This window comes from Streptomyces sp. NPDC101227, from assembly GCF_044767545.1.
Classification (GTDB): Bacteria; Actinomycetota; Actinomycetes; order Streptomycetales; family Streptomycetaceae; genus Streptomyces.
Window position 1 is genome coordinate 83,370 of sequence record NZ_JBIWOD010000010.1, and the last position, 25,140, is coordinate 108,509.

The following is a 25,140-nucleotide window of genomic DNA, read 5'->3' on the forward strand; positions in this document are numbered from 1 at the left end:
GACCAGGTACCGCGTCCACTCAACCTTCCCGACGTGGCCGCGATCCGGGCCGGGTCTACTCCGAGGGTTCACACAGGCGCACGGCGAGGGCGGCGATGTCGTCGTCCAGGCGTCCTCTGCTGTAGTGGAGGAGGTCGCGGTGCAGAGCCGTGAGCAGCTCGCGGGGCGGTGCCGGAGGCTGTCGGCGCATCCAGGCCGCCAGCGGGAAGAACCCGCCGTCGCGGGCGCGGGCCTCGGCGACCCCGTCGGTATAGAGAAGCAGCGTGTCACCGGGGGCGAAGTCGAAGGTGTCGATGTTGTAGTGATCGCCGATCAAGTCCGCGAGGTTGAGCAGCGGCGAGGGGGTGCTGGGCTCGAGGGCGCGGAGTTCCCCGCGGTTCAGGAGCAGCGGCGGGGGGTGTCCGCAGTTGAGGATCTCGATGTGTCTGCCCCCGTGCGGGATCTCGACGAGAAGGGCGGTGGCGAAGCGCTCCATCGGCCCCTCGGGGGGAAAAGCGGCGTTGTAACGGGTGCTGCTGGCGTCCAGCCGGCGCGCGACGCCGGCCATGTCGGCCTCGCCGTAGGCCGCCTCGCGGAAGGAGTTGACGATGGCCGCGGCCGCCCCCACTGCCGGCAGGCCCTTGCCCCGCACATCACCGATGAGCAGCCTGACCCCGTATCGCGTGTCGACCACCTCGTAGAAGTCCCCACCGATACGGGCCTCCGCCGCGGCCGCGAGATACAGCGACTCGATCTCGATGCTCCCGAACCGGCGCGGCATCGGACTCAGCACCACCTGCTGCGCCGCGTCGGCGACGAGCCGCACCTGAAAGAGGGTCCGCTCCCGCTGGAGCCGGACATGACTTCCGTACGCGGCCGCCACGGTGACCGCGATGATCCCTCCGGCCGTCCACCACGTCCCCAGACCCGGGAAGACGAGGCTGAGGCCGATCATCAGAAAGAGGCAGACCGTCCCGAGCAGGACGGTGGGGAGCACCGGCCACATAGCCGCGGCGAGGGCCGGCGCCGCGGGCAGGAGGCGACTGAACGCCATGTCCGGGGGAGTGGCGTACGCCAGGCTTGCGATGACGACGGTCAGGATGACCGGCGACAGCCGCACAAGCCTCCCCCGGCCGTGGCGACGACGGAGCCGCGGCCGTCCAGACTCGATCACACTTCACAGAGTATCTATGCAAACGGGACATAGCGCTCTGGCGGATCAGGGGTCGGCGGCCTGTCCCGGACCGGCTGACCGGCTTTGGCGGTGTCCCACCTGTCCGTGCGACTCCGGCAAGGTCAGCGGAATCCTGTGCCGTCCCCGGCGATGCGCTTGCCGCCTCCGGCGGGTCTTCTGCGTCTCCGCGCTGTTCAAGGCCGGTGGTGCGGGACATCGGCGGAGCGGCGATATAGCGGCCTCATCTCGAAACGCGAAATTCGAACATAAGGTCCAATTCGCGGACGATTCCTACCGGAAATCGTGCGGGCCCAAACGGCCTGGTGGTGCGTCGCGCACACGAGCGGCTCGCCATGGCATCGGCGGCGCGATGATCGCCACCAATGAGCTCGCTGCCAGTGGCGGGAGGGCCTCGTCATCCGTACCCCGCCGCCCAAGGGGTTATGGCGGGCAGGCCGTTGGGACGGCTCACCCTACCCTCGGCCGTCTGCCGGCCATCTGCCGCCGTCTCGTCAGTCGACCAGGACGCCCGGGTTGAGGATGCGATGGGGGTCCAGGGCGTCCTTGGTGGCGCGCAGTGCCAGCGCGAAGGGCTCCGGGCGCTGGAGGTCATAGCCGGGGCGGTGGTCGCGGCCGACGGCGTGGTGGTGGGTGATGGTGGCGCGGTAGCGGTGCAGGACGTCGCTCGCGGCGGCCTTGATGTCGTCCCAGATCTCGACCTCGTCGCCGGGTCGGCCGGCGACGGCCACGGTGAAGTAGGGGGCGGCGCCGTCGGGGTAGACGTGGGTCAGGCGGCAGTTGATGGTGGCCGGGTGTCCGGTGGCCTTCAGGGCGGCGGCGCCGACCTGGGTGCGGACGGCATCGATCAGGGCGGGAATCTTGTCCCAGGTGGCGGCGGTCTCGAAGGTCTCGACGACGGCGCCCATACGGGCCAGCCCGTCGCGTAGGTAGGGCATCCGCAGGAACGCCGAGCGCCAGGCGCTCACGGCCGCGTCGGCCGGGGCGTCGCGGTCCGCCGTCGGCTCCCCGCCGCGGCCGCCGTGGGCGCGGGCCAGGTCCAGGGCGCTCGTGAGGCGGTCGTCGACGTGGGTGGTGGCGGATTCGAAGCCCAGGACGAGGACGGCGGAGCCGTCGTGCGAGGCGCCGGACAGCAGTGCCTCGCCGGGATCGAGCAGGCGGCAGTTGGCCGGGGCGAGGTCGGACTGGGCGATGGCACGTACCGCGTCCAGCGCCCGGTGGAAGTCCGCGAACGCCACGGACGTCGAGGCCTTGTACCGCGGGCGCTCCTGGAGGCGCATCCACGCCTCGGTGATGACGCCGAGGGCGCCCTCGGAGCCGAGGAACAGGCGGTCGGGCGACGGTCCGGCGCCGGACGCGGGCAGACGCCAGGACGTGCCGGCTCCGGCGGGCGTGACCACGTGCAGGGACTGCACGAAGTCGTCGATGTGGGTGCGGCCGGTGGCGTAGTGGCCTCCGGCCCGGGTGGCCAGCCAGCCGCCGAGGGTGGAGAACTCGAAGCTCTGCGGGAAGTGGCGCAGCGTGAGGCCGTGGGGCCGCAGCTGCTCCTCCAGTACGGGACCGAGCGCGCCGGCCTGGATACGGGCCGAGCGGCTGGCAGGTTCGATCTCCAGGACCCGGTCCATCGAGGTCAGGTCGAGCGACAGCACGGCGCGGTGGGCGTCGCCGCGGTATTCCACGCCGCCGACCACCGAGGAGCCGCCACCGAAGGGGATGACGGCCACGTCGTGCCCGCCGGCCCAGTCCAGCAGGTCGGCCACCTCCTGCTCGTCGGTCGGTCGGGCGACCAGGTCGGGGATCCGGCCGGGCCGGCCGCGCAGCGCCCGGATGACGTCACGGTAGGCCTTGCCCATGGCGTGGGCGGCGCGCGCCTCGGGATCGGCGGTGACCAGGTGCGCCAGTGTGGGCGGCGGGGTCGCGCCGGGGCGGGCGATGGGCAGGTCGGCGACCCGGGGTATCGGCAGCGGACGGGCCAGGGTGCCCGGCAGCAGGGCGCCCATGGCCGCGCATTCGGCGTCGTCGGGGTGGGCGTCGGCGTAGCCCCAGCCCCACCAGGAGCGGGTGCGGGAGGTGCCGGGGTGGGACGGGGTGGCAGGCATGCGGGTGCTCCCAGCGAGGTCCGGGCAGGTAATTTACCCAACGGAAAATTACCCTAGGGTAATATCGAGTCCATGACAACGCTCCCCTCCAGGGCCGGCACCAAGGGCGTGCCCAGGGCCGCGCGCGAACAGCAGGTGCTGGCCGCGGCCACCGAAGCGTTCGGCCGCCACGGCTACGAGGCCACCACCGTCGCGACCATCGCCGCCGACGTGGGCGTCACCAAGCCACTGCTGCACCACTACTTCGGCAGCAAGCAGGACCTCTACCTCGCCTGCCTGAACCCGGTCGGCGAGAAGCTGCTGGACGCCATCCGCGCCGCGATGGCCGAACACGCCTCCGGCGCCCCGCCCACCTCCCTGCGCGTGCTGCACGCCCTGTTCACCGCCCTGGAAGGGCAGCGCGAGGCGTGGTTCGTCCTCTACGACGCCACACTGCCGCCCGACAGCGACGCCGCCCGGCGCGCGGCGTACTACCGCGGCGCCATCGACGACCTCGCCGCCATCGGCACCGCCGACCTCCTGCACGGCGCCGGATCCAGCGACCCGCTCGACGCCGACGCCCTCAAATACGCCTGGCGCGGCCTGTGCACCGCCCTGGTCCGCTGGTGGGTCAACCACCCCGACCAGTCACCCGAAGCCATGGCGCAACGCTGCGCACGCCTCTTCGCGGCCGGCCGCACCCTCCTCGCCACCGGCGACGAGAGCACGTCAGCCGGACCGACGCCCCACCTCCTGCCGGCACCAGATGCGACGAGATAGGCGTACCGGTCAGCGCGATCCGCACCGGACGTCTTCTCCCCCCAACTCCACCGGCGTTCCCATGGGACTCGCCTGAACCTGCCTGGACCTGCCTGACACAGACCACGTCATCATGGACGGAGGGGCCACCCGGCCGTTCCTACGAACGCTGATGAGGGGATGCCGTTCATGACGATCCGGGTCGTGGTGGCTGACGACGAAGAACTGCTGCGCACCGGCTTCCGTCTGGTGATCGATTCCTGGGACGACCTGGCGGTGGTGGGGGAGGCGGGTGACGGACGGCAGGCGGTGCAGTTGACCGGCCGCACACGGCCGGACGTGGTGCTGATGGACATCCGGATGCCCGGCATGAACGGGATCGAGGCGACCCGGCAGATCGTGGCCTCCGGCAGCGCGTCCCGGGTGTTGATGCTGACCACGTTCGACGAGGACGCGCACGTGCTGGCGGCGCTGCGGGCGGGCGCCAGCGGTTTCCTGCTCAAGGAGATGGAGTCCGCCGAACTCGTGGCGGCGATCCGGGCCACGGTGCGCGGGGACACACTGCTCGCGCCGAGCCTGACCCGCCGCCTGCTGGAGCGGCTCCTGCGCACCGCGCCGGACGGGCGCACGACGCCGCCCGCGCTGACCAGCTTGTCCGCACGCGAGACCGAGGTGCTCACCCTGATCGGGCAGGCGCTGTCCAACGCGGAGATCGCCCGTCGGCTGTCCCTGTCCGAGGCCACGGTCAAGCGGCACCTGGCTGCGGTGCTGCGCAAGCTGGGGCTGCGGGATCGCGTCCAGGCGGTGGTCGCCGCCTACGACCACGGTCTCGTCCGGCCCCGCGGTTCGTGATCCTCCTCCTTCGCGACCCTCATCCATCACGACCCTCCTCCTCAAGGAGGAGGCGCCGCGCTGGTGATCCTCTCGGCCCATCCCGAAGTGCGTCCCCAGGCCGATCACGGGCGGGCGGAGGCGCCGTAGCGTCTCAAGCGTGATGGATACCCTGCCCCACCGCATGTACCTGCTGGCCTACGACGAGGCGGCGCGCGGCCCCTACGACCGCACCCGGACCGGATTCCTCGTCCGCATCGCCGCGCTCGTCGACCTCACCCTGCGCGGCCATCTGAGGGAGCGTGACGGGGCGGTGCGGGTGACCGGGCCCGGCCCCGTGGGCGATCCGGTCCTGGACCGTGTGCTGGAGGAGATTGCCGCATCCCCGCACGGCTTCAAGCACCTGGCACGGCGGCACAGGACGCAGACCCTGCAAGCCGTGGAAGACCAGCTCGCGGCGCGCGGACAACTCACCGTCGAGCGGGGCCGGATCCCGGTCCTGTCCGGGCGGCATACGACCGTGCCGGACCCGGACGCCGTACGGGCGCTGCACGCGCACGTGACCGCGATCCTGTGCGCCGCCACCTCGGCACACGAGGTCGCCCTGGAGGATGCCGCCTTGGTGGCACTGGCCGCGGCCGGCCGGCTCGGCTCGGTGGCGTCCGGCGGGGACCGGCGCCGGCACCGTGCGCGGATCGACGACCTGACCGGCCGGCTCGGTGAGCTCGCTCCGGGCCTGGAGACGACGGTGCGCGGCCTGCGCACCACCATGATCGCCGCGCAGGGCGGCATGGGCGGCAGCTGAGCCGCCCCACCCCGACGGCCCCGCCCCACCCCGAGCACCCGACCGACCAGGAAGGCGTACACCGATGAAACCAGGGCGAGCACGGCGACCAGGGCGACCAGGGCGACGGACGACGCGAGGGACGACGGTGCTGGTGTGCGCCGTGCTGGCCTTCACCGCAGTGCCGGCCCAGGCGGGGACCTCCGAAGCTCGGCAGGCCGCCGTACCCGCCGTACCCGCCGTACCCGCCGTACCCGCCGTGCACACCCGGGCCGGTGCCGTGCGCGGCACCGCGGGGGAGGGCTACCGCACCTTCGACGGCATCCCGTATGCCGCACCCCCGGTCGGCTCCCTGCGCTGGACGCCACCACACCCCGCACTCCCATGGCGGGGCGTGCGGGACGCCACCCGGCCCGCCGACCCGTGCCCGCAGCCGGCCGGCGAGATACCCGGCGGCAGCACCACCGAGGACTGCCTCTACCTGAACGTGACCACCCCCGACGCCGCCCGTCCCGACCGGCCCAGGCCCGTGATCGTGTGGGTGCACGGCGGCGGCTTCACGACCGGCGCGGGCAGCTCCTACGACGCCCACCGCCTCGCCACGCGCGGAAATGTCGTCGTGGTCACCCTCAACTACCGCCTCGGCGCCCTCGGTTTCCTCGCCCACCGCGGCCTTCCGGGCTCCGGCACCTTCGGACTCGCCGACCAGCAGGCGGCACTGCGCTGGGTACGGGCGAACATCGGTGCCTTCGGCGGCGACCGGCACAACGTCACCCTGGCCGGCGAGTCCGCGGGCGGCTTCAGCGTATGCGCCCAACTCGCCTCACCCACCGCCACCGGCCTCTTCGACCGCGCCATCATCGAGAGCGGCCCCTGCACCGGCCGCGCCGACCGCCCCTTCGCCCCGTCCGCCCTCTCCCTCAAGGCGGCGGACGCCACCGGGACGAAGCTGGCGAAGGCGGTGGGCTGTGGCGGCGCCCGGCACGTAGTGGCCTGCCTGCGACGGGTGAGCGCCGCCAGGCTGCTCGCCGCCCAGGACACCTCCCAGCAGCCCGCCTACGCCACCGGCCTCCTGCCCCGCGACCCGAACACCGCGCTCGCCCGCGGCGCCGTGCACCATGTGCCCGTCCTCATCGGCTCCAACCACGACGAGGGCAACGGCTGGGCCGCCGCCATCATCCAGGCCGGCACCCGCATCACCCCCGCCAACTGGCCCCGGACGGTGGCCGGTTTCCTCCCCGACCCCGCCCAGGCCCCGCTCGTCGCCCGCACCTACCCGGTCACCGAAACGAACGGAGGACCGGTCCTCGGCGCGGTCATCGGAGACTCCAACTACACCTGCCCCACCCTGCGAACCGGTACGTTCCTCGCGGCCCAGGCCCCGGTCTGGCGCTACGAGTTCGCCGACGAACACGCCCCGCCGCTCACCCCCGCCCCCACCCCGTTCCCGCTCGGTGCCCCGCACGCCGGCGAACTGACGTACCTCTTCGACCTGGGCGGCCGCCCCCGCGCCATGACCCCCGCCCAGCACCGCCTCGCCAACACCATGATCAACTACTGGAGCGCTTTCGCCCGCACCGGCAACCCCAACACTCCGGCCACCCCCCACACCCCCATCTGGCCAGCCGGATACGTGCAATCCCTGGCCCCCGACCACACCGGCCCCACGAACACGACCGCCGCCGCCCACCACTGCACCCTGTGGAACGCCCTGCCCTGACCAGCGACGAAAGCGGTCGCGAGGCGGCGAACCGGCTCGTCACCCCGAGCGCCCGGGGCACACTCTCGCCGACGTCCTCCATCAGGAACACCAGACACCCCCTGACCCGTGCTCCCCAAGCTTCACCTGAACGCGAAGCACGCGCCAAAGTGGGGCAGTCGACGCACGAGGCACCGCAGCGCGACCTGGTGGCCACGGTGGGACAGGGAGTTCCGTTCGCCATGAACATCCCCAACTCCCCACGAAATTCAGGCAGTTACGCCAGCACCCGGCCAGGCCACTACTCCCGGTCCGGCCGGCTCGCACCGCGGCACCAGCAGCACCCGCCCGCTCCCGGCACAACCGCCCTGAGCCGAGCAGCCGGAGCGGGACTGATGACGCCGCGTCAGGCAGGGCCGGGGTTCACAGTGCGGCAGCCCGCCCGCGCACCACGAGGTTCTGCGTGCCCAGGCCGATCGCCAGGTACGCGTACAAGGAAGCGGTGCCCAGCATCCCGGCTCCGGCCGCGTGGTCGATCCACAGGCCCAGTCCGGCATGTACGCCCACAGAGGCCAGCCAGAGCCCGGTGGTGGCCGCCGACCCCTTGCGCATCACCTCGCCCTGGGGGTCGTGCCACACCCGTACGGTCCGTGCCCTGACCACGCCAAAACCCGCCGCGACGGCCAGACTTGCCACCAGGAGGACGACGGACAGCGCGGTCAGCGGGTGGTACTTGACGACCGAGGCGACACCGAAGGTGAGCCCCACGGCACCCAGCACGCCGAGGACGGCCGGGGCGATCAGCGAGCCGTTGCGCCGCACCCGACGGGTGCGCAGCTGCCGCCGTACCACCAGACCGACGACCACCGCGGCTATGCCGAGAGCGGCCCCGCCATTTGTGCTCTGCATGTCTCTGCTCCCCCGTAGTGGCACTGCGCAAGGGGCGGCAGCGCCTGCCGCCCGTGGTAGATGAAGGTCCACGATATGGGCACCGCGATGGATGCCGTCGAGGGAGTGCCAGTCGAGGGAGTGCACCAGCGGCCTGCGAGGACGTCAACCAGGTCGTCAACGGGGTCGCCCGCCTGGGGCGGGCGGCGAGCCACGGATGTCCACCCACGCCCCGCCACGGCCCCGGCCAGCGCGGGACCTCCAAGCACCCCTCACGCGGAAGGTCCGGATACCGGGAGTTGGCCACGACCGCGAGCTCGTACGGGTGCCGTCTCGCTCGCTTCCGATGCCCCCGGGGAGGCGGACCGGCGCGACATTCGGCACCGGCCCCGCGGTCCAGTCCAGCGGACCGGCCATGGTTTCCAGCCGGGTCCGGCCGATGGCCGCCGCCACCGCCTGCGGGTCCTCGGGATCGTCCGCCGTGGCGAGGGCGTGCGCCGCCACCTCGAACAACGCGTACGCCAGCCCCAACGGCTGCAGCCACAGCTTCCCGGTCAAGCCACTGCTTCCCGGTCACCTGTTCATAAACCCCGGCCAACTCCGACGCCCGCATGCCATCGAGCGAGGAACGATACGGATGGCACGGCGTCCAGTAGACCAGTGTCCCCACCTTCGCCTCCGCCGCATCACAGGCCTCAGTCGATTCCCCGGACCGACACCCAGCCGACATTGCAGCCCCACCCGCACCGTTGATCGCCTCACTAAAGGACGGTGCCCGCGGAACACTCGTGAAGAAGGCGACGCATCGCTGACGGCCTCGCCCGCCCGCGGAGGTAATCAACGCCGCGGGTCAATACGCCTAGGGCCTGTCCGGCGAGTCACTCGGCGAGTTCGGCGCGATGGTGCGCCGGACGTTCCGGCATAGGCGGATGAGTGGATAGGTGGATCGGTGGAATGGTGGATCGGCGAACGGACCGGGGAATGGTGGGAATGGCGGGCCTGCCCGGCCCCAGGCTTCAGCCTGAGCAGCTTCGCGATGGCCTCGTTCGCGATCAACGGCCGCGCTTGTGAACGCCGTATGAACGCAACTATGTGCTCTGACCTGCGAGTTACTGCCTGGTTCGGCCCCATCTGGAACCGACAGTCGGGTAGGTTCTCGGTGTCGCCGCCACACCGGGAACACGGGGTTCCCAGGGACTAGCGGCACGTAGGGACATCGTCTCTTGACGACAGCGACCGAGATTTTTCACGTCCGTCCGTACACTCCGCACTGCCAAGTCATTACCGATGAAGGTGATCACGCCGTCATCGGTATCTCTCCGGGGAACTCCTACTTCACCCATCAACGAGTTCTCAGCCTCGCCGCCTGGGGACTGGAGAACTTCCGTCAGGTCGATCTCATCTATACGGATCTGCATGTCGCCGACATGTATGAGGCGCTCGGATATACAACTGTCGATGCCCAGCGCAAGGCCGTGAAGAACCTGCGCGGTGTACGGGCCAAGGTGACCGCGGCCGTTGCCACGCTCGACCCGGACGGCATCAGGCTCCGCGGCCGCCCCATGTCCGCGCTGCTGGGCCTCCCCGCCTATCGGGTCATACGCGAGGGCCTCGACGATCGGCTGTCCGCCGACCCGGCGTTCCGCGACGTGTGTGATCAGCTCGTGGTCCAGTTCCTCACCAGCAAGGTTCTCGACGGGCAGCATCCCACGGACCGTCAGCGTCAGGTCTGCCTCGACTACATCTGCGCCGAAGCGCCGCTGTTCATCGACACCCCCGCAATCATGGGCGTCCCCTCGTCGCTCAACTGCTACCACCAGGCACTGCCGATGGCCGATCTCCTGTACTCACGCGGGCACGGCCTGCGCGCCACACGTAACCAGGGCCACGCCGTGATAACCCCCGCCGGCACCATCACCGAAGGACACGACCAGTGACGACCGCCCCGACCCTGATCGACTTCCCGTTCTCCCCGCGCGGCGACCGCCTCCCACCGGAGATCGAACAGCTTCGCGCCACCCCGGTCACGCGGGTGCGCACCATCGCCGGGGATGAGGCGTGGCTCGTCTCCTCGTACGAGCTGTGCAAGCAGGTGCTGGAAGACCCGCGCTTCAGCCTCAAGGACACGTCCGCCCCCGGCGTTCCCCGGCAGTACGCGCTGACCATCCCGCCCGAGGTGGTCAACAACATGGGCAACATCACCGGCGCCGGTCTGCGGAAGGCCGTACTCAAAGCGATCAACCCCAAGGCCGGTGGCTTGCGGGAGTGGATGACCGACCACGCCGCCCACCTCGTGGACGGCATCCTCAGCTTCGGCCCGCCGGTCGACCTGCGTGGACAGTTCGCCAACCCCTACGCCGAGCACCTCCACTGCCACATCCTCGGCATCCCTCGCGATGATGCACCGCTGTTGGCGTCCAGCCTCGACATCGCGTTCATGAACTCGGCCTGCCCCATCACCGGGGCGCGCCTGAACTGGGACCGGGACATCGCCTATATGACCAGGCGGCTCAATGACCCCGCCACTGACGGGCTCATGGCCGAACTCGCCGCCCTCCGTGGTGATCCCGACTATGCGCACCTCACTGACGAGATGCTCGCCACCGTCGGCGTCACCATGTTCGGCGCCGGCGTCATCTCCACCATGGGCGCGCTGACCATGGCCGTGTTCACACTCCTCCAGAACCCTGGGATATGGGAGCAGTTGAGCGCGGAGCCCGGCAAGATTCCGGCCGCCGTGGATGAGCTGCTGCGCGTGAACCTGTCCATCGCCGACGGGCTGCCCCGCCTGGCCATGGAAGACATGCAGCTCGGTGACACAGAGATCAAGAAGGGCGAACTCGTCCTCGTCCTGGTCGAGGCCGCCAACACCGACGAGAGCGTCTTCCCCGACCCGCACACCATCGACATCGACCGTCCCAACGCGGCCGCTCATCTCTCGTTCGGCTACGGCGGGCACTACTGCCCCGCCGTCCCGCTCGGGAAAAAGCACATCGAGATAGCGATCGAGGCCCTCACCACCCGCGTGCCCAACCTGCACCTGGCTGTCCCCGTCGACCAGCTCGTATGGCGCACCCGCTTCATGAAGCGCATCCCCGAGCGTCTGCCGGTCGCCTGGTAGGAACACAAGTGCCGACGTGAGCCGGCACCCAACACACAACACGATGGCTCCGACTCGGAGGGGTCGGGGCCATCGCCCTTGTGGGTATCGGGGGGATAGAGGCAGGTGGGCGTCGGCGCGCAGCACCCCAGGAGGGTCAGACGTTGGGAACCTTCAGTTTGTCCCAACTGGTCTTGCCGGGGACGCCGTTGGCATCGTCGCCTTGGAAGCCGAGCTTCTCCTGCCAGGCGGCGTAGGACTTCACATCGCCCGGGCCCCATACGTCGGCGTTGGCGCTCGACTGGTACCGGTTGCAGTCTTCGGCGACGAGCCGTTGGTGCATCGCGGCGATGATCGGCGATTTCTGTCCGGTATGGAAGAACGACGCACCAGGGAACGGCTCGAAGGCGGTGGGGCCGGCGGGCTGGCCATCCATGAACTGCTTGTAGGCCCCGCTCACGAACGTGGACCATTGCTTCCAGTTGTGTGCGTCCTTGATGGCCTTTGCCGTCTTGGCGTTGTAGAGCGGGTCCTTGAGCTTCCCCTCAATCCTGAGTGTGTCCGGAGGGGAGAACTGCCCTGGGTGCTTGAGGGAGCGTATCTGGAAGAGGCCAATGGACGGCCCCCACTTGTTGTCGACCAGATCCTGGTCTCCGATGATGACTGGGTCGCCTTTGGACTCTGCCATGGCGACGGCCGCCGCGATGTTGACGTCATTGCCGGTGAACCCTGCCTGTGTGGCGAGGGTGCGCAGTTCGATCAGGCTCATTCTCATTTTCCGACGCCCCTCTAACTTGTTGATCAGAAGTCATGCCCGCATGGCGCATTACGGTGTCGGATCGAGGGCCGAGAATTGGCCGGAATCCCCGACCCGGGAGGAGGTATTGCCGAAATGCGATAACTGTGCCTGCGGGTAAGGAAGGAATTCCCGCTGCGAGCTTCTCCTAAATTGACACGCATATACAGAGGAGATCACGGATCCTCTTAGCCGCGCCTCCGTGGAGTGCGGGGTGGCTTCGCGAGGCGTGAAAGTTCAGTTATTGCCACCATATGACAACGTCAGGGAGCGGGCAAACAGAGTGCTAACGAGCTCGTGCACAGTAGGCGGTGAGGCGTCGGGGACCTTCGGTGTGGCTCGGTGTTCACATTTGCCGTGCCGATGCCAGGTCGGTGCTGCAGAACATGACGCGGCCGTCCTTGTCCGCAGCAGGCCCGCACGTCGTGCGTAGTCCCCTGTCGGAAATGCACGAGCGTGACCAGGAGCCGGTCGATGAACACCAGCCGGTGCTTCGCTGCCGCACCCACAGCCCGCTTCCGCGGCCGGGGCACAAGCCGGGCCTGGTGCCGTACGTGCCACAACGGGCCTACTTCGGGGACGAGTTCAGTGATTACGCAAGCGGACGGCATCGGTGACGTCCATGGTTGACCAGGCGCACCAGCAGGGTGGTGCTTCGTCGTTGGTGGGATGGGCCGGCCGGCCTCGAAACTGGTTGATCCTTCAGCGTCACCGCATGTGAGCTGCAGGGCTCGGCTATCGATTTCCCCCTGGCCGGCTCGTGCGCTGCCAAGTACACGACATACCAGGGGCATCGATTCCGTGACCGTCGTGCTTGAGGCTGGTTCGACTGACACCGAGAACATCCGGATGCCACTTGCGCGTTGAGCGGACAGGACATGGGGTAATTGCGGAGAAAGGCGAGTAACATCCAGCCAACCACGGACCGAGCAGGGACAGAGAGCAGGCTGTGCCATGTCAGACGCCGAACTTGCTGAGCACGTAGCTGCCAAGCTGAAGAGCATCACCCAACAGATCGACGACCTCCAGCAGCTCAAAACCAAGCTGGAAGACCTCCAGGAACACCTCGGAACAGGACCCGGAAACGAAGCTGACACACCCCAGTTTCCGGAAGCTGACACCCAGCCGGCGAAGCCGGCGACCGTGCCGGCCGCGCGACGCGCGAAGGCAGCCGCCGCCAAGCCGCGATCGAAGAGCGCTGCGGCCAAGGCGCCAGGAGGCACGAAGAAACCGCGTGCGGCCAAACGAGTGAGCGCCAAGGCACGGAGCAAGAGCCCCACCCGCGTCGACCTCCTCCTCGAGCTGCTCAGCGAGCAGCCGCGCACGGTAGCGGAGTTGACGCAGCTACTGACGCAGGAGCATCCCGACCGCGCCGCGCGCGAGACCGTCGTACGCAACACCCTGGAAAACTCGCTCGTCGCCAAGGGGCTGGCACACCGCAGCAAGCAAGGGCGCAGCGTCTTCTACTCCCACCCCACACCCGCGCCCGAGAGCAGCACCGACGCCCAAGAGGCCGAAGCTGCCGACGTCACCGAGGAAGCCGTCGTACCTACACCGGCCTGAATCACCCCACGCATCCCAGGTGTCGCGGCAAAGTCGGTGCATGGGGCGGACGGCGCACACGACGGGGCTTGCGGAAGCCGTGCAGAAACTCACTACGCGGCGAGAACGCAGCCCGGCCGCCAACCACCATGCGTGCGCCGCCACATCCTTTACGTTCCCCGCTCGACCGGGGGCGGCGGGCACCAGCCGCGGCCGCGGCACTCAGCAGTCGTACCCTCACCGAGGTTCCGGCTGGACGGCCGCGGCCATGGCCAGGAGCTGGAGGCCTCGGCGCGGCAGCGGGAAGGACGACATCACCATGGATCGATCCGGCCCGAACCACATGCCCACTCACGTGACGGTTCGAGTTGTTGCCGACATCCCCTCGCTCTCTCCCATGTGACAGGAGGCAGAGGAGAGAGCACCAGTCGCCACCACCAGCAACTCGCAGCGCAGCGATGCGCGCCGCGTTCTCTGATGGAGGCGACATCGGTGAACAACCCATGAGGGTGACACACACCCGATACAGCAGCGCTTGAGTGCGGCGCTATTCCTGGGCTGGTGGGGGCGGGGCGATGAGGTGTACCGGCTGCCGCTCGGCCTCGCGCTCTTCGGTGTCAGCGGCGGGGGGCGGGGTGGGGTGCAGGCCCTCGATCGGTTCCCATCGGGGCGGTGGGGCGGGGGAGGGGTAGAGGATCGGCTTGGCGAGTTTGGAGAGTTTCCGGCGGCCTTCGGCGTCCTTGAGCATGCTGGTGCGTGCCGCGCCTGCCGCTTTGGACTCGAGCCATTCGCGTGCCTCTGTGGTGCCGAGTGCGCTGATGAGCGAGGCTACGAAGGCGTGTGTTTCGAAGAGGTCCAGGGTGGGGCCGTCATAGGGCTGGATACCCTTTTTCCAGTTGTACAGGGACCTGCGGTAGCCGCCTGCCAGTTGCGCGGCCTCGGCCTCGCTGACCCCGAGCCACCCCGCGATGTCGTTCACCGCTTTGATGGCCCGTGCGGCGCGGTCCTGTGGCGCGGGGCCCTCTTCGGCAGCCGGCTCGGCCGGTGGAACGGCTGTGGTTGCCGGCGGGTGCGGTGGGTGGGCAGGTACCTCCACCGCCGGAAGGAGCGTTGCCTCCTCATGCACCGTGGTGGTCCATGTGCAAAGTGGGCGTGGTGCCAGCAACTGCGTCAGGCTTTCGCTTCTGGTGACGGTTCGCCGGCACAGATCCAGATAAGCCATGAGCCAGCCGGAGGGAGCCTGAGCCTCCAGAACACTGGTGAGGTTCTGGGTCACTTGGGCCGCGGCATCCGCTGCCGGCTGCAGGCTTCCCGGTGTCGGCCCTTCCAGCAGCGGTCTGCAGACCGGCGTCTGGTCGATCCCGGCGAATGCCTCGAGTGCCGCTGTGGCGTCTCCCATTTTTCCCCCTAGGAGTAGAAATCGCGCAGGGCCTCCGTGGTCCCTTTCTCGAAGGCGCGAAGTGCCGAAGTGTGCAGTTCTTCCGCCGTTTCCATGATCGAGGCGGATTCGAACGGGCGCGCTCCTTGGTGTGAGCAGTCGTTGTCCAGGATGTAGGTCAAGCGGCCTGTGCTCTCGTCCTTCTGGAAGCCGTGCCGGACGACCAGGCTCTGTTCGGGAGTGGGCTGAAACTCCATCACTTGCATCGCTGCACTGATCGAGGGACCCACCGAGCTGTAGAGCTTCTCCTGGAAGATCTCTTCTCCGATGAAGCGCTTCCAGTCGAGCGGAGTGCGGACCTCGGGATGGGAGAGCTGATTGACGAACCGCAGCCCCACACGGTTCTCGACGCGGGGGCAGATGACCTTCTGTACGGCTCTCACCAGCCGGCCCAGCGTGGCGGAGAACTCCTCCCACCCGGGATAGTCCGTGGTCTCGATCGCGAAGTGATCGTTCTGCAGCGTGACCAGCCAGGCACCATTCTGCAGACGCCAGCCCCGGGCCAAGGGATCCGAGCTGGGGCGCACGCTGACGTGCTGGTCGACCTGGACGTTTATCCCCTGAATGACATGTTCATTGAGGGGGACCTGCCAGTCGAGAGACTCCCGGATGCTGACGGCGCGCTCGATGGAGCTGGCTGCGTATTCCGTCTCGTGCCGGATTTGGCAGACGACCAGGCCTACGGGTGGTCGCTTGAGCGGGCGGTCGTGCGGAATGCCGGTAAGCCAGCCTGTCACATCTCCACCTCGCTCCCCGAAGCGAGCTCTCCCCTGGCTTGCAGCAGCAACTTTCACGAACTTGCACTCCTCATCGTCTCGCGGGGATCTACTTCCTGTCAACACAAAACAGGACAGTTCGGTGACTCTTTGAAAATGTGCGGCTACCCTTTGCTCAGGCTGCGGTGCGGCTTCCCCAGCACGGTCAGCTCCCGGTACTCCGTCACGGTGATCTCATCCAGCCGCTGGAACTCGGGGCCGGCGATGATCAGAGCCTTCTCTGCGCAAGTCCTGAGGCGGTCCACCGTCTCCCGCCACCACTGCACGCACTCGCCGCTGAGGACCTCCACGGCAGAAAGGAGAACGATCTTCGCGCGGGTCGGCTCGAGCCGGCTGTCGCAGTCGACGGCCCACTCCGCGATCTCGCGGTCAACGGTCTTCCACAACGCTTTGTCGGTCCGGCGCAGGCTCTCCAGTGCGTCGTTCACGGGCTGCTGGACGCGCTCGATGAACGCACTTCCCATCGCCGGCCGACGCCTCAGCCACGACAGGGCCTCTCCCACCACTTCCTGCTCGGTCTCGCTGCCGAAGCCCTGCACGGGGCGCTGCCGGGCAAGCCAGCTCTTCTCCACCGGCTGATCGAAGCGCAGGTCGGCCACCCAGAACCCGGACGTGTGCAGGTGCAGCGCCGGGAGGTGGACGAAATGCACCATGTTCCCGTTGGCTATGTGGCCCCGCTGTCCGCCGTCCAGGTGAGCCAGATCCACCACGGGTGCCACCTGGACAAACGGCTTCCTGGGTCTGAATACATCCGGCTCGGCGATGTCGCACGTCGCAGTAGTGATCATCGCCCACGGTGCGGCGTCGACCGGATCCACCATCATGGGCATGTCCGCCGACTGCGACTGGCCGTACCGTTTCGATGTCCCCACCAAGGGCGCACCCGGCGAGCCGAAATAGACAAATAACGGGCTCGGGACCACATCGCCCTGACGGAACTGTTCCAGCCCTTCGAGAGTTCCCTCCGGCCACTCTTCACGAGCTGACGGCATGCCGTCGTCGACAAAACTTGCCATGACACCCCCGATCGCACGCTGCTTCGTCAGGCGAAGTCAGGCTTCTGAATCACAACCCCCGGCACTCCCGTAACCCAAGAAGTACGCAGAGTCACAATAAGGGATACGGTCCTATGGCGTAACCATTCACGACAACTCCCATAGATCAACAAATGATGTGACTAACCGTCGTGACGCCCCGCCTCCAGCACGAACAGGCCCCGCGCCCCCGCCGAAAGCGGGAAGAGCCCAGCCCCCGCCCGTACCGACGAAGCCATCGAGAACCGCAAGTCACGGAAGCCTCAGCGGACTTGCGCCACGCCGGCAACGTCCCGGCGCACTGTCGGGGCCCCGCACGGACGCTGCCAGGCCCGCGCCGCAGCCGGAACCATACGAGACTGTCGAGCGCGGCAGCCAGAGCGCTGGGCGCCATCGCCGCACCTTCTTCTACTGCGTTGGTTTCTCGTTGAGTTGGTGCAGCTCGGGCACGGAGACTTTGATCGGCTCTTGCGTAGTCCGGGCGATGACGACCACCGCGGGCTCGTTCGGGTCGGGGTTCTCCTCTCGGTGCGGGACGAACGGGGGGACGAGGAAGAAGTCGCCCGGGCCGGCGGCGAGCCGTACCTCCTGGGCGCCGTCGTGGTAGACGAACACGGGGTGGCCGCTGACCACGTAGACCCCCGCCTCTGAATCGCCGTGATGGTGGTTGTCCGTTGCGCTCAACGGCGGGTTCTCCACCAGACCCATCCAGAGGTTCTTCGAACCGACCGTGCCGCCGCTGAGGGCGGCATAGCCATCCAACTCGCCGGACCGAACGTGGTGGACACGGTTGTTCAGTGGGGCGTTGTCACCAGCGCCCAGTGCAGTCCCGACGCCTTCATGGGTTGTCATCGTGCAGCCTCCCGGATTTCGACGGCGTTGATGGGGGACAGGCTGCGACTCCCATGCCGGGTGCGGCAACTCTTGTTGCCGATGCGGCAAATGGAAGAGGCCGGCCCTGCCGCCGGCGACCGGCTCAGCTCGAAGAGTCCGTCGACGAAGTCCTCATCGCCCAGGGCGGGATCGGCTGGTTCCTCGGCGGTGTCGTGTGCGGGACGCAGTGACGGGCGCGTGGGTCAGTCTCTTTCGAGGCCGTCGATCAGGCGGTTGAGGAACCGGGTGAAGGTGGCTTCGGGGGTGAGGGGACGTTGGGGGGCCGAGAGTGCTTCGGCGAGCTCCGGGTGGCGACCGTCGGCGGCGACGGCGGCGAGGTAGCGGGCTTCGGCTGCGCTCTGGTCAGGGGATCGTGCGGCTGTGGCCCGGGCGATTTCGTGGTGGACATGCCCGGTGACGAAGCCGGTGAGCTGGGCGAAGATCTCTACCCTCGCCGCGCCGTCCAGTCCGGTGGGCCGCAGGGCGGCGAGGGCGTGCTCCAGGAACGCCAGGGTGTGCGGGCCGGGGGTGCGGTGGGTGGACAGGGCCGCGGGTAGCCAGGGGTGGCGCAGCATGAGGGCGCGCTGGAGGTGGGCGATGGTCTTGAGGTCGGCTCGCCAGTCGCCGGTGAGTGGCGTCGTGGTCGGCAGTTCACCGCTGACATGGTCGACCATCAGCTCCAGCAGTGTCTCCTTGTCGGGGGCGTAGCTGTAGAGCGACATGACGCCGGCGTTGACCTTGCCGGCGACCCGCCGCATGGTGACCGCTTCGAGTCCCTCCGCGTCCGCCAAGGTGACGGCCGCCTCCGTGATCACCTCGCGGCTGTAGGAGGGTCTGCGGCCCCTGCGCGGCTCGGTGGGTCGCAGCCAGAGCTGTTCGGGGTCGACGCCTGCGGCGCCGGGTTGTGCGTCATGGGGCACGGTCTCGCGCTCCTTCCCTTGCTGTCGCGGCGGCCCTTGCGAAGGTCATCCAAGCATCCTCTATTCTCGTACACTGTACGTAAATGGAGGAGGGGAACAATGTCATCACGCATGCCCGGTCCCATGGCCGGGCCGGCCTGGGTGCCACCTGCCGGGAAGCCGTCACTGTCCTCGCGGATGATGAGGGCGACCTGGCGCGGCCTCCCGGCGAAGCGGCACGATGTGGGACGGGAACCGGGGCTGGTGGTGCCGGCCGCCGACGGAAGCCCGTTGATCACTGATCACTACTTCCCGCGCGCGGAGGGCGACTTCCCCACCCTCCTCGTCCGCTCGCCCTACGGCCGGGGCCTGCCGTGGTCTGCCATGTACGGCCTGCTCTTCGCCGAACAGGGCTTTCACGTGGTCGTGCAGAGCTGCCGCGGCACCGGCGGTTCGGGGGGCACGTTCGACCTGTGGCGCAATGAGGCAGGCGACGGGCAGGCCACGGTGTCGTGGCTGCGCGAGCAGCCCTGGTTCAACGGAAAGCTGGGGACCATCGGCCCCAGCTACCTGGGCTACGTGCAATGGGCCCTTGCCCTGGACCCGCCGCCGGAACTGAAGGCAATGGTGGTGCAGGTAGGCCTGCACGATCCCCATGCCCTGTTCCACGCGGACGGTGCGCTACGCCTGGAGAACGCCCTTGCCGTCGGTGTGGGCATGACCTACCAGCACCAGGGCATGGGACCGTTCCTGAGGGCGACACTGCGCCTGCGGCGCCGCCTGCGCGACGTCACCACCGCGCAGCCCCTGCGTGGGGCGCACGTGTCCGCCCTCGGCGGCGAAGTGCCCTGGCTGGACGATGTGATGACCCACCCCGACGCCACGGACGCCTACTGGCGCGGCGCGTCGCTGGCGGAGCCGGCCCAGCGGCTGGGCGTGCCCACGAGTCTGGTCACCGGATGGCACGACGCCCTGGCCGACCAGACCTTCGAGCAGTACGCCCGGCTGCGTCAGGCCGGATGCGACACCGCCCTGCTCGTCGGCCCCTGGACCCACACCTCCGCGCTGCAACAGGGCTGGCCCGAGGTGTTCGCCGAGAGCCTCGCATGGCTGCGCGCCCACCTGTACGCCGACCCCTCGAGCCTGCGCCCCACCACGGTGCGCGTGCACATGGGCGGCGAAAACGCCTGGCGGGACCTCGACGACTGGCCACCAGCCCCCGCCGCCACCTCGTGGTACCCCACCCCCGGCGGACACCTCACCCAGCAGGCCCCCACGGCCTCCGCATCACTGACGACGTTTCGCTACGACCCGGCCGATCCCACCCCGTCCCTCGGCGGCCCTCTGCTCTCGGGCACCGCCGGTTTCCAGGACAACGGCAGCCTGGAAGTCCGAGACGACGTCCTGACGTTCACCGGCCCTGTGCTGAGTGAGCCCGTGGACATCCTGGGCCCGGTCTCCGCACGGCTGAGCATCTCCACGGACACCGGGCACGCCGACGTCTTCACCCGCTTGTGCGACGTGGACGCAGACGGCTGCTCCGTCAACATCTGTGACGGGCTGGGCCAACTTCGGACCACTGAACATGAGCCCTCGCAGGTCACCGTGCCGATGAGCTCCACCGCCCATCGCTTCGCCGTCGGGCACCGCATACGCTGGCAGATCAGCGGCGGCGCCCATCCGCGCTACGCCCGCAGTTCCGGCACGGGGCAGTCGCCGGTGGACGCCACCACCTTCGTACCGGTGCGTATCACGCTCCACACGGACTCGGCGCTGGTCCTTCCCCACAGCCGTGGGCTCACGTAATCCTTCAACCCGGGGAACCGCTCACGAGCCGGACCGTCCACCACGGTTCGGCTCGGCGGAACCGCTGCGCACGCTTTTCGGATTCTGCGACGCAAACGGTTGACCCTGCCCCTGCGTCAGGGTTGGAGCCTTGTCGCATGACGAACAACAGCACTTCCTCGGATCGGCTCGCGCCGCCGGTCGGAGGGTTCCAGGAGATCGACGGCCGCCGCGTTTTCGTGCACCGGTCGGGCAGCGGCGGACCGGCCGTCGTGTTCCTGCCGGGCGCCAGCGCGGTCGGCCTGGACTATTTCGGTGTCCAGCAAGAGGTTTCGCAGTTCACCACCGCCGTGTTGTACGACCGTGGCGGCACCGGCTACAGCGACCCGATCCCGCTGCCGCGCACGGCCGCCGCGGTCGCCACGGAACTGCACGAGCTGATGCACGCTCAGAACATCGCCGCTCCCTACGTTCTGGTGGCGCACTCCCTCGGCGGCTTCTACGCGCATCGGTTCGCGCAGCTGTACCCGCAGGAGGTGGCCGGGCTGGTGTGGTTGGACGCCTTCCACCGCGACTGGGACGACTCCATGCCTCCCGAGGCCAGTCTGGCCGCGGTCGAGCGGATGGGACCCGATCTGGAACAGCTGGAACGGATGCGCCCGGCCCTGCGCGAGATGTTCGCCGCGTTGCTCGTCGACTACCCGGAGCACGTGCGACAGGCGCTGCTCGACGCCAAGGTGAGTGACAAATGGACCCACGTCGGCATCGCCGAGCGCACCAAGTTGGCCGAACTCGCCACCGAACTGCGGACCGGGCCGAACATTCCCGACGTCCCGGTGGTCGCTCTCACCGTGGTCGGTACCGACCCCGGCCAGCAGGCGCTGACGTCGGAGCAGACGTTGCGAGAGATGCATGACGGCAGGACAAAATTGGACGCGGCCCTGGTGAGCGCGGTCTCGCACGGGGAACAACGCATCCTCTCCGACACGAGCCACCACCGGCTCTGCTTCGACCGCCCCGATGCCGTGGTCCAGGCGATCCGCGACGTCGTCGGCCGGGCGGCTCGCGCCTAGACTCGGCACGACCACGTTTGACGAAGCCCCGAGGAGGACGGTGCTCACGATCAGCCAGCTCGCGTCGACCGCCGGCGTGACCGTGCGCACCGTTCGCCACTACCACCACATCGGCCTGTTGCCCGAGCCGGAGCGCGATGCCTCCGGCTACCGCCGCTACAGCGCGCAGACGGCGGTGGATCTCATCCGGATCAGGACCCTCGCCGATGCCGGCGTGCCGCTGGCCCGTATCGACGCGCTGCTGCATGCGCAGCCGCCCGAATTCGCCGCGGCCATCACCGACATCGACGGCGAGTTGCAGCGCAAGATCGACCAGCTCACCGAATACCGCCACCGGATCACCGAACTGGCAAGCGGCGAAAGGCTTGTACTGCCCCCCGAGGTGGTCGCCATCCTGAACCGCATGCGCAGTCTCGGGGTCAGCGAACGCAGGGTACGACTCGAACGCGACTCTTGGATCCTGCTGCAGGCACTGGACCCTGACTCCATGCCGCAGCGGATACGGGACAAGAACGCCAGATTCGACGACCCCGAGACGACGCGCCTGTATCTCGCCTGTGATCAGTCAGTCGACTGGGATCCGCACGACCCCCGCCTGGACCGGCTCATCGACGAGCTGGACGCATGGGAGATCACCCATGAACCGGACGGCGGCCGGCCGGGGAACCTGAAGCTGGTCTTCTCCCGGATCTTCGACGAGGCATCACCGGCATGGCAACGCATCCTCAATGCGCTCGCCCACCGCGCCGAGCAGCGACGAACCGCCGGGCAGCGCGGAACCGCCGGGCACGGCAGCGGGGCCGGGACCCTGGTCACGTCCGACGGCTGACGCACGCACATCGGCCTTGCCGGAGGTTGTGCGACGTCCGGCTGCCGCGACATACCCCGAGGTGCGAGGGCGAGATGGCCGGGCCCGCGCGCCCCGAGTCGCACAGGAAGCCGCTCTGCATGTGCTCCGCCGGGACAACGGCTCGGGTGCTTGGGCGACGTCGCGGCGGGCGCGGGCGGTGCCGGCGGACTTCGTGGTTGTGCAGCCGTTCGACCAGTAGGCGGCAGAGCGTGCGAGGTGTGCCGAGGCGGTCCTGGGCGACGTGGTGCTGGTGAACCTGTCCCGGCCACCGTTCGGCGCGCCCATCAAGCGCCGTCCGGCAGCGGCGGACCGCTGCAGTCCGGGTCAGGGACAGGTGCTCAGAAGTTACTGGGCGGCAGCGGAAGTGGCAGCCCCGGCAGGCCGTCGATGCTCTGTGCGATGTGGTCCTTCTTGGCGAAGTACGCGCTCAGCGAGGCGTCGTCCTCGCGAGAGAAGCGCCTGCCGTGCAGGTCGCGGTCTTCGTCGTACGACATGAAGGGCACCCCGTATCCGCAGGAGTCTCGGACGAGTTCGGCCGTCACCACGATGATCGCGCGCAGCCCGTGCAGGGCCGGATCGATGCCCGGGAAGTGTGCGAGCAGTTCCTCGAAGCGCGGGTCGTCACGGAAGACGGGCTCGCCCCGGCCGTGGACCCGAACGATGTTGGGCGGCCCCTGGAAGGCGCACCACATCACCGTTATCCGGCCGTTCTCCCGAAGGTGCGCGATGGTCTCGGCAGTGCTGCCGGCGAAGTCGAGATAGGCGATCCGCTCCTCGTCGAGCACCGCGAAGGAGCCCTTGAGGCCCTTGGGGGAAAGGTTGACCGTGCCGTCGCCGGCCAGCGGGGCGGTCGCGGTGAAGAATATCGGCTGCTGCTCTATGAAAGTGCGCAGCCGGCCGTCGATGCGTTCGTATGTCTTTCCCATGCCTAATGATGATGTCGGAAAACCTTTCGCCTGTCTAATGAATCCGTCCGGCTTGGTCGTGGTCCTTGGTGTCCTTTCCGTCAACAGGGCTGGCAGGGGCGGGAGTTGAGGGGGCTCGAACTCTCCTGATCTCGAGGGGGGGAAGGGGGGCGGGGCGGCTGGCGCTCTTGGCCGGTGCTGCGGCCGCCCCGCGGAGGTCACTGGGGGACGCTGCTACCGGCGAGGGTGTGCACCCGTGCGGAGCGGCACCGACGGCGCTCCTGCACTGGCCCCGTTACAGCTGGGGTCCGGTCGGGACTCTTCCGGTGCGGAGACTGGCGGTCTGTGCCGCGGTGAACGGCGGCTGGAGCAGCCGTTGTTCCTGCTGCCAGACACGAAACAGGTCGGCCACGAAGTTCATGCGGTCACCGAGGGCCGTCCAGTTTTCGGCGGCGCTGCCCAGCAGAGTGTTCGGGGTGCGATCGATGTCGTACAACAGTGCCTTGAGTTCGATGTTCTTCAGGTGTGCCAACGCCTTGGGGAACTGGGCGTATTTCGATGTCTTCCCGATATCGGCCCCGATCCGTTGTGAGATGAGGCGCCGAGTGATGCCGAAGTCCGATGCCGGAAGCCTGAGGTCCATCAATTGCTGAGTGACCATGGTTTCCCAGGAACATTGCAATTGCTTGAGCAGCGGCAGGTAGGAAATCCGGGTGCCTGTGGGCCACGCCAGGGCTTGCGTGATCGGCGCTTGCAGTCTGATCTGTTCGTGCAGGCCGATATAGAGGTTGGCGAGCAGGATGTGTTCGGCGCGCGCGCCAGCGTCCTGGGCGAGTTGGGCCTTGAAGTAGTTGCGGGCCGCCGAAATGAGCAAGTCCTGGCCGCCCTCCTCAACGGGCCCCGGCGTAAGGGAGGCGATACAGCGTTGCTCCGCCTGTTCGGCGCCCGACGCCTGCCCCAGATTGTCGATCAGGCTGACGAACAGCGGCCCGAGGTCTCGAAAGACAAGGAGATTTCCCCAGGCCACGTTGCTACTGACCTGCTCGACGGCATCGGTGAAAGTGTCCGTCCGGATTCGACGGCACTGAGGAGGGATGCGCTGGCTGAAGGCGATGGCGGTCCTGATGATCGCGGGGGCGCTCTCGCCTCGGATGGAACGTCCGGCGGTGCGCGACGCCCAGGTTCCGAAGGCGCACCAGCTGACATTTTCCTGGCCCAGCAATTGAGCCATGGAAATGGCGAGATCGTGATAAGCCTGAGTGATTCTCAGGTTGCGCAGGACCGGGTTCGTGATGGTCGAGATCTCGTCAATTTCCTTGAGAGAAACCTGATTTCCAACATTCCGGCTGCCAGTTGCACCGCGCACCTTGGTCACGTTCCGAACTCCGTCATCTTTCGATTTCCCGCAACGGAACGGATCGTGTCCAGTCTTCTTCGCTTCGATAACCGTCGGGATTCAGCCGTATTCGGCGCGGTGACGCGACACTCTCACACCATCGAGGGGTTTTCTGAACTCTAGTACCCAACTCAGGGAAGTGAGCCCTCGCACTCTTACAACTCCATGGCCCCATCGGCCAGCCCTACACGCGGAACCGGATGCCCAAGCCGCTCATTCCGAGCGCCGCCACGCCTTGCAGCAGCCGCATATCGCGGTCGTATCTGCTACCGGTGAGCGAGTGGAAGGGGACACCCGTGAAGTGCTCGTAGCGTCGGTGGCGATGGCGGCAGCCGGAAAGCCAGGGCATGGTGCGTTCGACGGTCCGGTGGTAGTGGCTCAGTCGCTGCGAGGCTGTCCCGCAGGTTCGCCACGCGCTGGAACTCATCCGGCACCAGCCGCTCAGCAATCCCCACCGCCACCA

At 68.4% G+C, this 25,140-nt stretch carries 22 protein-coding genes; 10 read left to right on the forward strand and 12 right to left on the reverse strand.

The window, feature by feature from the left end; genetic code table 11:
* Nucleotides 1-55 precede the first annotated feature (55 nt).
* Together ACIRPT_RS23725 and ACIRPT_RS23730 are read right to left on the reverse strand one after the other, a co-directional pair.
* Nucleotides 56-1,099, reverse strand: a complete 1,044-nt coding sequence (locus tag ACIRPT_RS23725; RefSeq protein WP_403830213.1) for a PP2C family protein-serine/threonine phosphatase — start codon at nucleotides 1,097-1,099, stop codon at nucleotides 56-58.
* A gap of 566 nt (nucleotides 1,100-1,665) precedes the next feature.
* Nucleotides 1,666-3,270 carry an FAD-binding oxidoreductase gene (locus ACIRPT_RS23730; protein ID WP_403830215.1) on the reverse strand — a complete coding sequence of 535 codons (1,605 nt, stop codon included), beginning with the start codon at nucleotides 3,268-3,270 and terminating at the stop codon, nucleotides 1,666-1,668.
* 72 nt (nucleotides 3,271-3,342) lie between these two features.
* Between ACIRPT_RS23730 and ACIRPT_RS23735 the strand changes: the two genes are divergently transcribed.
* The 4 genes from ACIRPT_RS23735 (at nucleotide 3,343) to ACIRPT_RS23750 (ending at nucleotide 7,343) form a co-directional block, all read left to right on the forward strand.
* Nucleotides 3,343-4,029, forward strand: a complete 687-nt coding sequence (locus tag ACIRPT_RS23735; RefSeq protein WP_403830218.1) for a TetR/AcrR family transcriptional regulator — start codon at nucleotides 3,343-3,345, stop codon at nucleotides 4,027-4,029.
* A gap of 168 nt (nucleotides 4,030-4,197) precedes the next feature.
* Nucleotides 4,198-4,860, forward strand: a complete 663-nt coding sequence (locus tag ACIRPT_RS23740) for a response regulator (RefSeq protein ID WP_403830220.1) — start codon at nucleotides 4,198-4,200, stop codon at nucleotides 4,858-4,860.
* Between the two features lie 142 nt (nucleotides 4,861-5,002).
* Nucleotides 5,003-5,644 carry a GPP34 family phosphoprotein gene (locus ACIRPT_RS23745; RefSeq protein ID WP_403830607.1) on the forward strand — a complete coding sequence of 214 codons (642 nt, stop codon included), beginning with the start codon at nucleotides 5,003-5,005 and terminating at the stop codon, nucleotides 5,642-5,644.
* A gap of 127 nt (nucleotides 5,645-5,771) precedes the next feature.
* Nucleotides 5,772-7,343 carry a carboxylesterase/lipase family protein gene (locus ACIRPT_RS23750; protein ID WP_403830223.1) on the forward strand — a complete coding sequence of 524 codons (1,572 nt, stop codon included), beginning with the start codon at nucleotides 5,772-5,774 and terminating at the stop codon, nucleotides 7,341-7,343.
* Nucleotides 7,344-7,745: 402 nt separating this feature from the next.
* On the opposite strand, the gene ACIRPT_RS23755 is transcribed toward ACIRPT_RS23750, so the two are convergent.
* Nucleotides 7,746-8,231, reverse strand: a complete 486-nt coding sequence (locus ACIRPT_RS23755) for a hypothetical protein (protein WP_403830225.1) — start codon at nucleotides 8,229-8,231, stop codon at nucleotides 7,746-7,748.
* A 1,202-nt stretch (nucleotides 8,232-9,433) separates the two neighbouring features.
* Between ACIRPT_RS23755 and ACIRPT_RS23760 the strand changes: the two genes are divergently transcribed.
* Nucleotides 9,434-10,147 (forward strand): tRNA-dependent cyclodipeptide synthase, encoded by a 714-nt coding sequence (locus ACIRPT_RS23760; protein WP_403830227.1) that lies wholly within the window; start codon nucleotides 9,434-9,436, stop codon nucleotides 10,145-10,147.
* Nucleotides 10,144-11,331: a cytochrome P450 gene (locus tag ACIRPT_RS23765; protein ID WP_403830230.1), complete on the forward strand. Its 1,188-nt coding sequence runs from the start codon at nucleotides 10,144-10,146 to the stop codon at nucleotides 11,329-11,331. Before ACIRPT_RS23760 ends, ACIRPT_RS23765 begins: the two co-directional genes overlap by 4 nt.
* Nucleotides 11,332-11,467: 136 nt before the next feature.
* On the opposite strand, the gene ACIRPT_RS23770 is transcribed toward ACIRPT_RS23765, so the two are convergent.
* Nucleotides 11,468-12,079 carry a peptidoglycan-binding protein gene (locus tag ACIRPT_RS23770; protein ID WP_403830233.1) on the reverse strand — a complete coding sequence of 204 codons (612 nt, stop codon included), beginning with the start codon at nucleotides 12,077-12,079 and terminating at the stop codon, nucleotides 11,468-11,470.
* Between the two features lie 981 nt (nucleotides 12,080-13,060).
* Here ACIRPT_RS23770 and ACIRPT_RS23775 point away from each other — a divergent pair.
* A complete protein-coding gene (locus tag ACIRPT_RS23775; protein ID WP_403830235.1) occupies nucleotides 13,061-13,669 on the forward strand; it encodes a hypothetical protein in 609 nt (202 codons plus the stop codon).
* 526 nt (nucleotides 13,670-14,195) lie between these two features.
* On the opposite strand, the gene ACIRPT_RS23780 is transcribed toward ACIRPT_RS23775, so the two are convergent.
* The 5 genes from ACIRPT_RS23780 to ACIRPT_RS23800 all read right to left on the reverse strand — a co-directional run bounded on the left by ACIRPT_RS23780 (nucleotide 14,196) and on the right by ACIRPT_RS23800 (nucleotide 18,689).
* Nucleotides 14,196-15,047, reverse strand: a complete 852-nt coding sequence (locus ACIRPT_RS23780; RefSeq protein WP_403830237.1) for a hypothetical protein — start codon at nucleotides 15,045-15,047, stop codon at nucleotides 14,196-14,198.
* A gap of 8 nt (nucleotides 15,048-15,055) precedes the next feature.
* Complete coding sequence (locus ACIRPT_RS23785; protein WP_403508773.1) at nucleotides 15,056-15,823, reverse strand: TIGR04255 family protein; 768 nt, start codon at nucleotides 15,821-15,823, stop codon at nucleotides 15,056-15,058.
* 143 nt (nucleotides 15,824-15,966) lie between these two features.
* Nucleotides 15,967-16,878 carry a hypothetical protein gene (locus ACIRPT_RS23790; RefSeq protein ID WP_403830239.1) on the reverse strand — a complete coding sequence of 304 codons (912 nt, stop codon included), beginning with the start codon at nucleotides 16,876-16,878 and terminating at the stop codon, nucleotides 15,967-15,969.
* Between the two features lie 426 nt (nucleotides 16,879-17,304).
* Nucleotides 17,305-17,748: a cupin domain-containing protein gene (locus ACIRPT_RS23795; RefSeq protein WP_403830241.1), complete on the reverse strand. Its 444-nt coding sequence runs from the start codon at nucleotides 17,746-17,748 to the stop codon at nucleotides 17,305-17,307.
* A 224-nt stretch (nucleotides 17,749-17,972) separates the two neighbouring features.
* Nucleotides 17,973-18,689 carry a TetR/AcrR family transcriptional regulator gene (locus ACIRPT_RS23800; protein ID WP_403830244.1) on the reverse strand — a complete coding sequence of 239 codons (717 nt, stop codon included), beginning with the start codon at nucleotides 18,687-18,689 and terminating at the stop codon, nucleotides 17,973-17,975.
* A gap of 180 nt (nucleotides 18,690-18,869) precedes the next feature.
* Between ACIRPT_RS23800 and ACIRPT_RS23805 the strand changes: the two genes are divergently transcribed.
* The 3 genes from ACIRPT_RS23805 to ACIRPT_RS23815 all read left to right on the forward strand — a co-directional run bounded on the left by ACIRPT_RS23805 (nucleotide 18,870) and on the right by ACIRPT_RS23815 (nucleotide 22,355).
* Nucleotides 18,870-20,474 carry a CocE/NonD family hydrolase gene (locus tag ACIRPT_RS23805; protein WP_403830609.1) on the forward strand — a complete coding sequence of 535 codons (1,605 nt, stop codon included), beginning with the start codon at nucleotides 18,870-18,872 and terminating at the stop codon, nucleotides 20,472-20,474.
* Between the two features lie 137 nt (nucleotides 20,475-20,611).
* Nucleotides 20,612-21,526: an alpha/beta fold hydrolase gene (locus tag ACIRPT_RS23810; RefSeq protein ID WP_403830247.1), complete on the forward strand. Its 915-nt coding sequence runs from the start codon at nucleotides 20,612-20,614 to the stop codon at nucleotides 21,524-21,526.
* Nucleotides 21,527-21,566: 40 nt separating this feature from the next.
* Nucleotides 21,567-22,355 carry a MerR family transcriptional regulator gene (locus ACIRPT_RS23815; RefSeq protein WP_403830250.1) on the forward strand — a complete coding sequence of 263 codons (789 nt, stop codon included), beginning with the start codon at nucleotides 21,567-21,569 and terminating at the stop codon, nucleotides 22,353-22,355.
* A gap of 359 nt (nucleotides 22,356-22,714) precedes the next feature.
* On the opposite strand, the gene ACIRPT_RS23820 is transcribed toward ACIRPT_RS23815, so the two are convergent.
* The 3 genes from ACIRPT_RS23820 to ACIRPT_RS23830 form a co-directional block, all read right to left on the reverse strand.
* On the reverse strand, nucleotides 22,715-23,302 hold the full coding sequence (locus ACIRPT_RS23820; protein ID WP_403830253.1) for a pyridoxamine 5'-phosphate oxidase family protein: 588 nt from the start codon (nucleotides 23,300-23,302) through the stop codon (nucleotides 22,715-22,717).
* Between the two features lie 274 nt (nucleotides 23,303-23,576).
* Nucleotides 23,577-24,656, reverse strand: coding sequence for a hypothetical protein (locus tag ACIRPT_RS23825; RefSeq protein WP_403830255.1), 1,080 nt, complete (start codon nucleotides 24,654-24,656; stop codon nucleotides 23,577-23,579).
* 205 nt (nucleotides 24,657-24,861) lie between these two features.
* Nucleotides 24,862-25,026, reverse strand: a complete 165-nt coding sequence (locus ACIRPT_RS23830) for a hypothetical protein (protein ID WP_403830257.1) — start codon at nucleotides 25,024-25,026, stop codon at nucleotides 24,862-24,864.
* Nucleotides 25,027-25,140 lie beyond the last annotated feature (114 nt).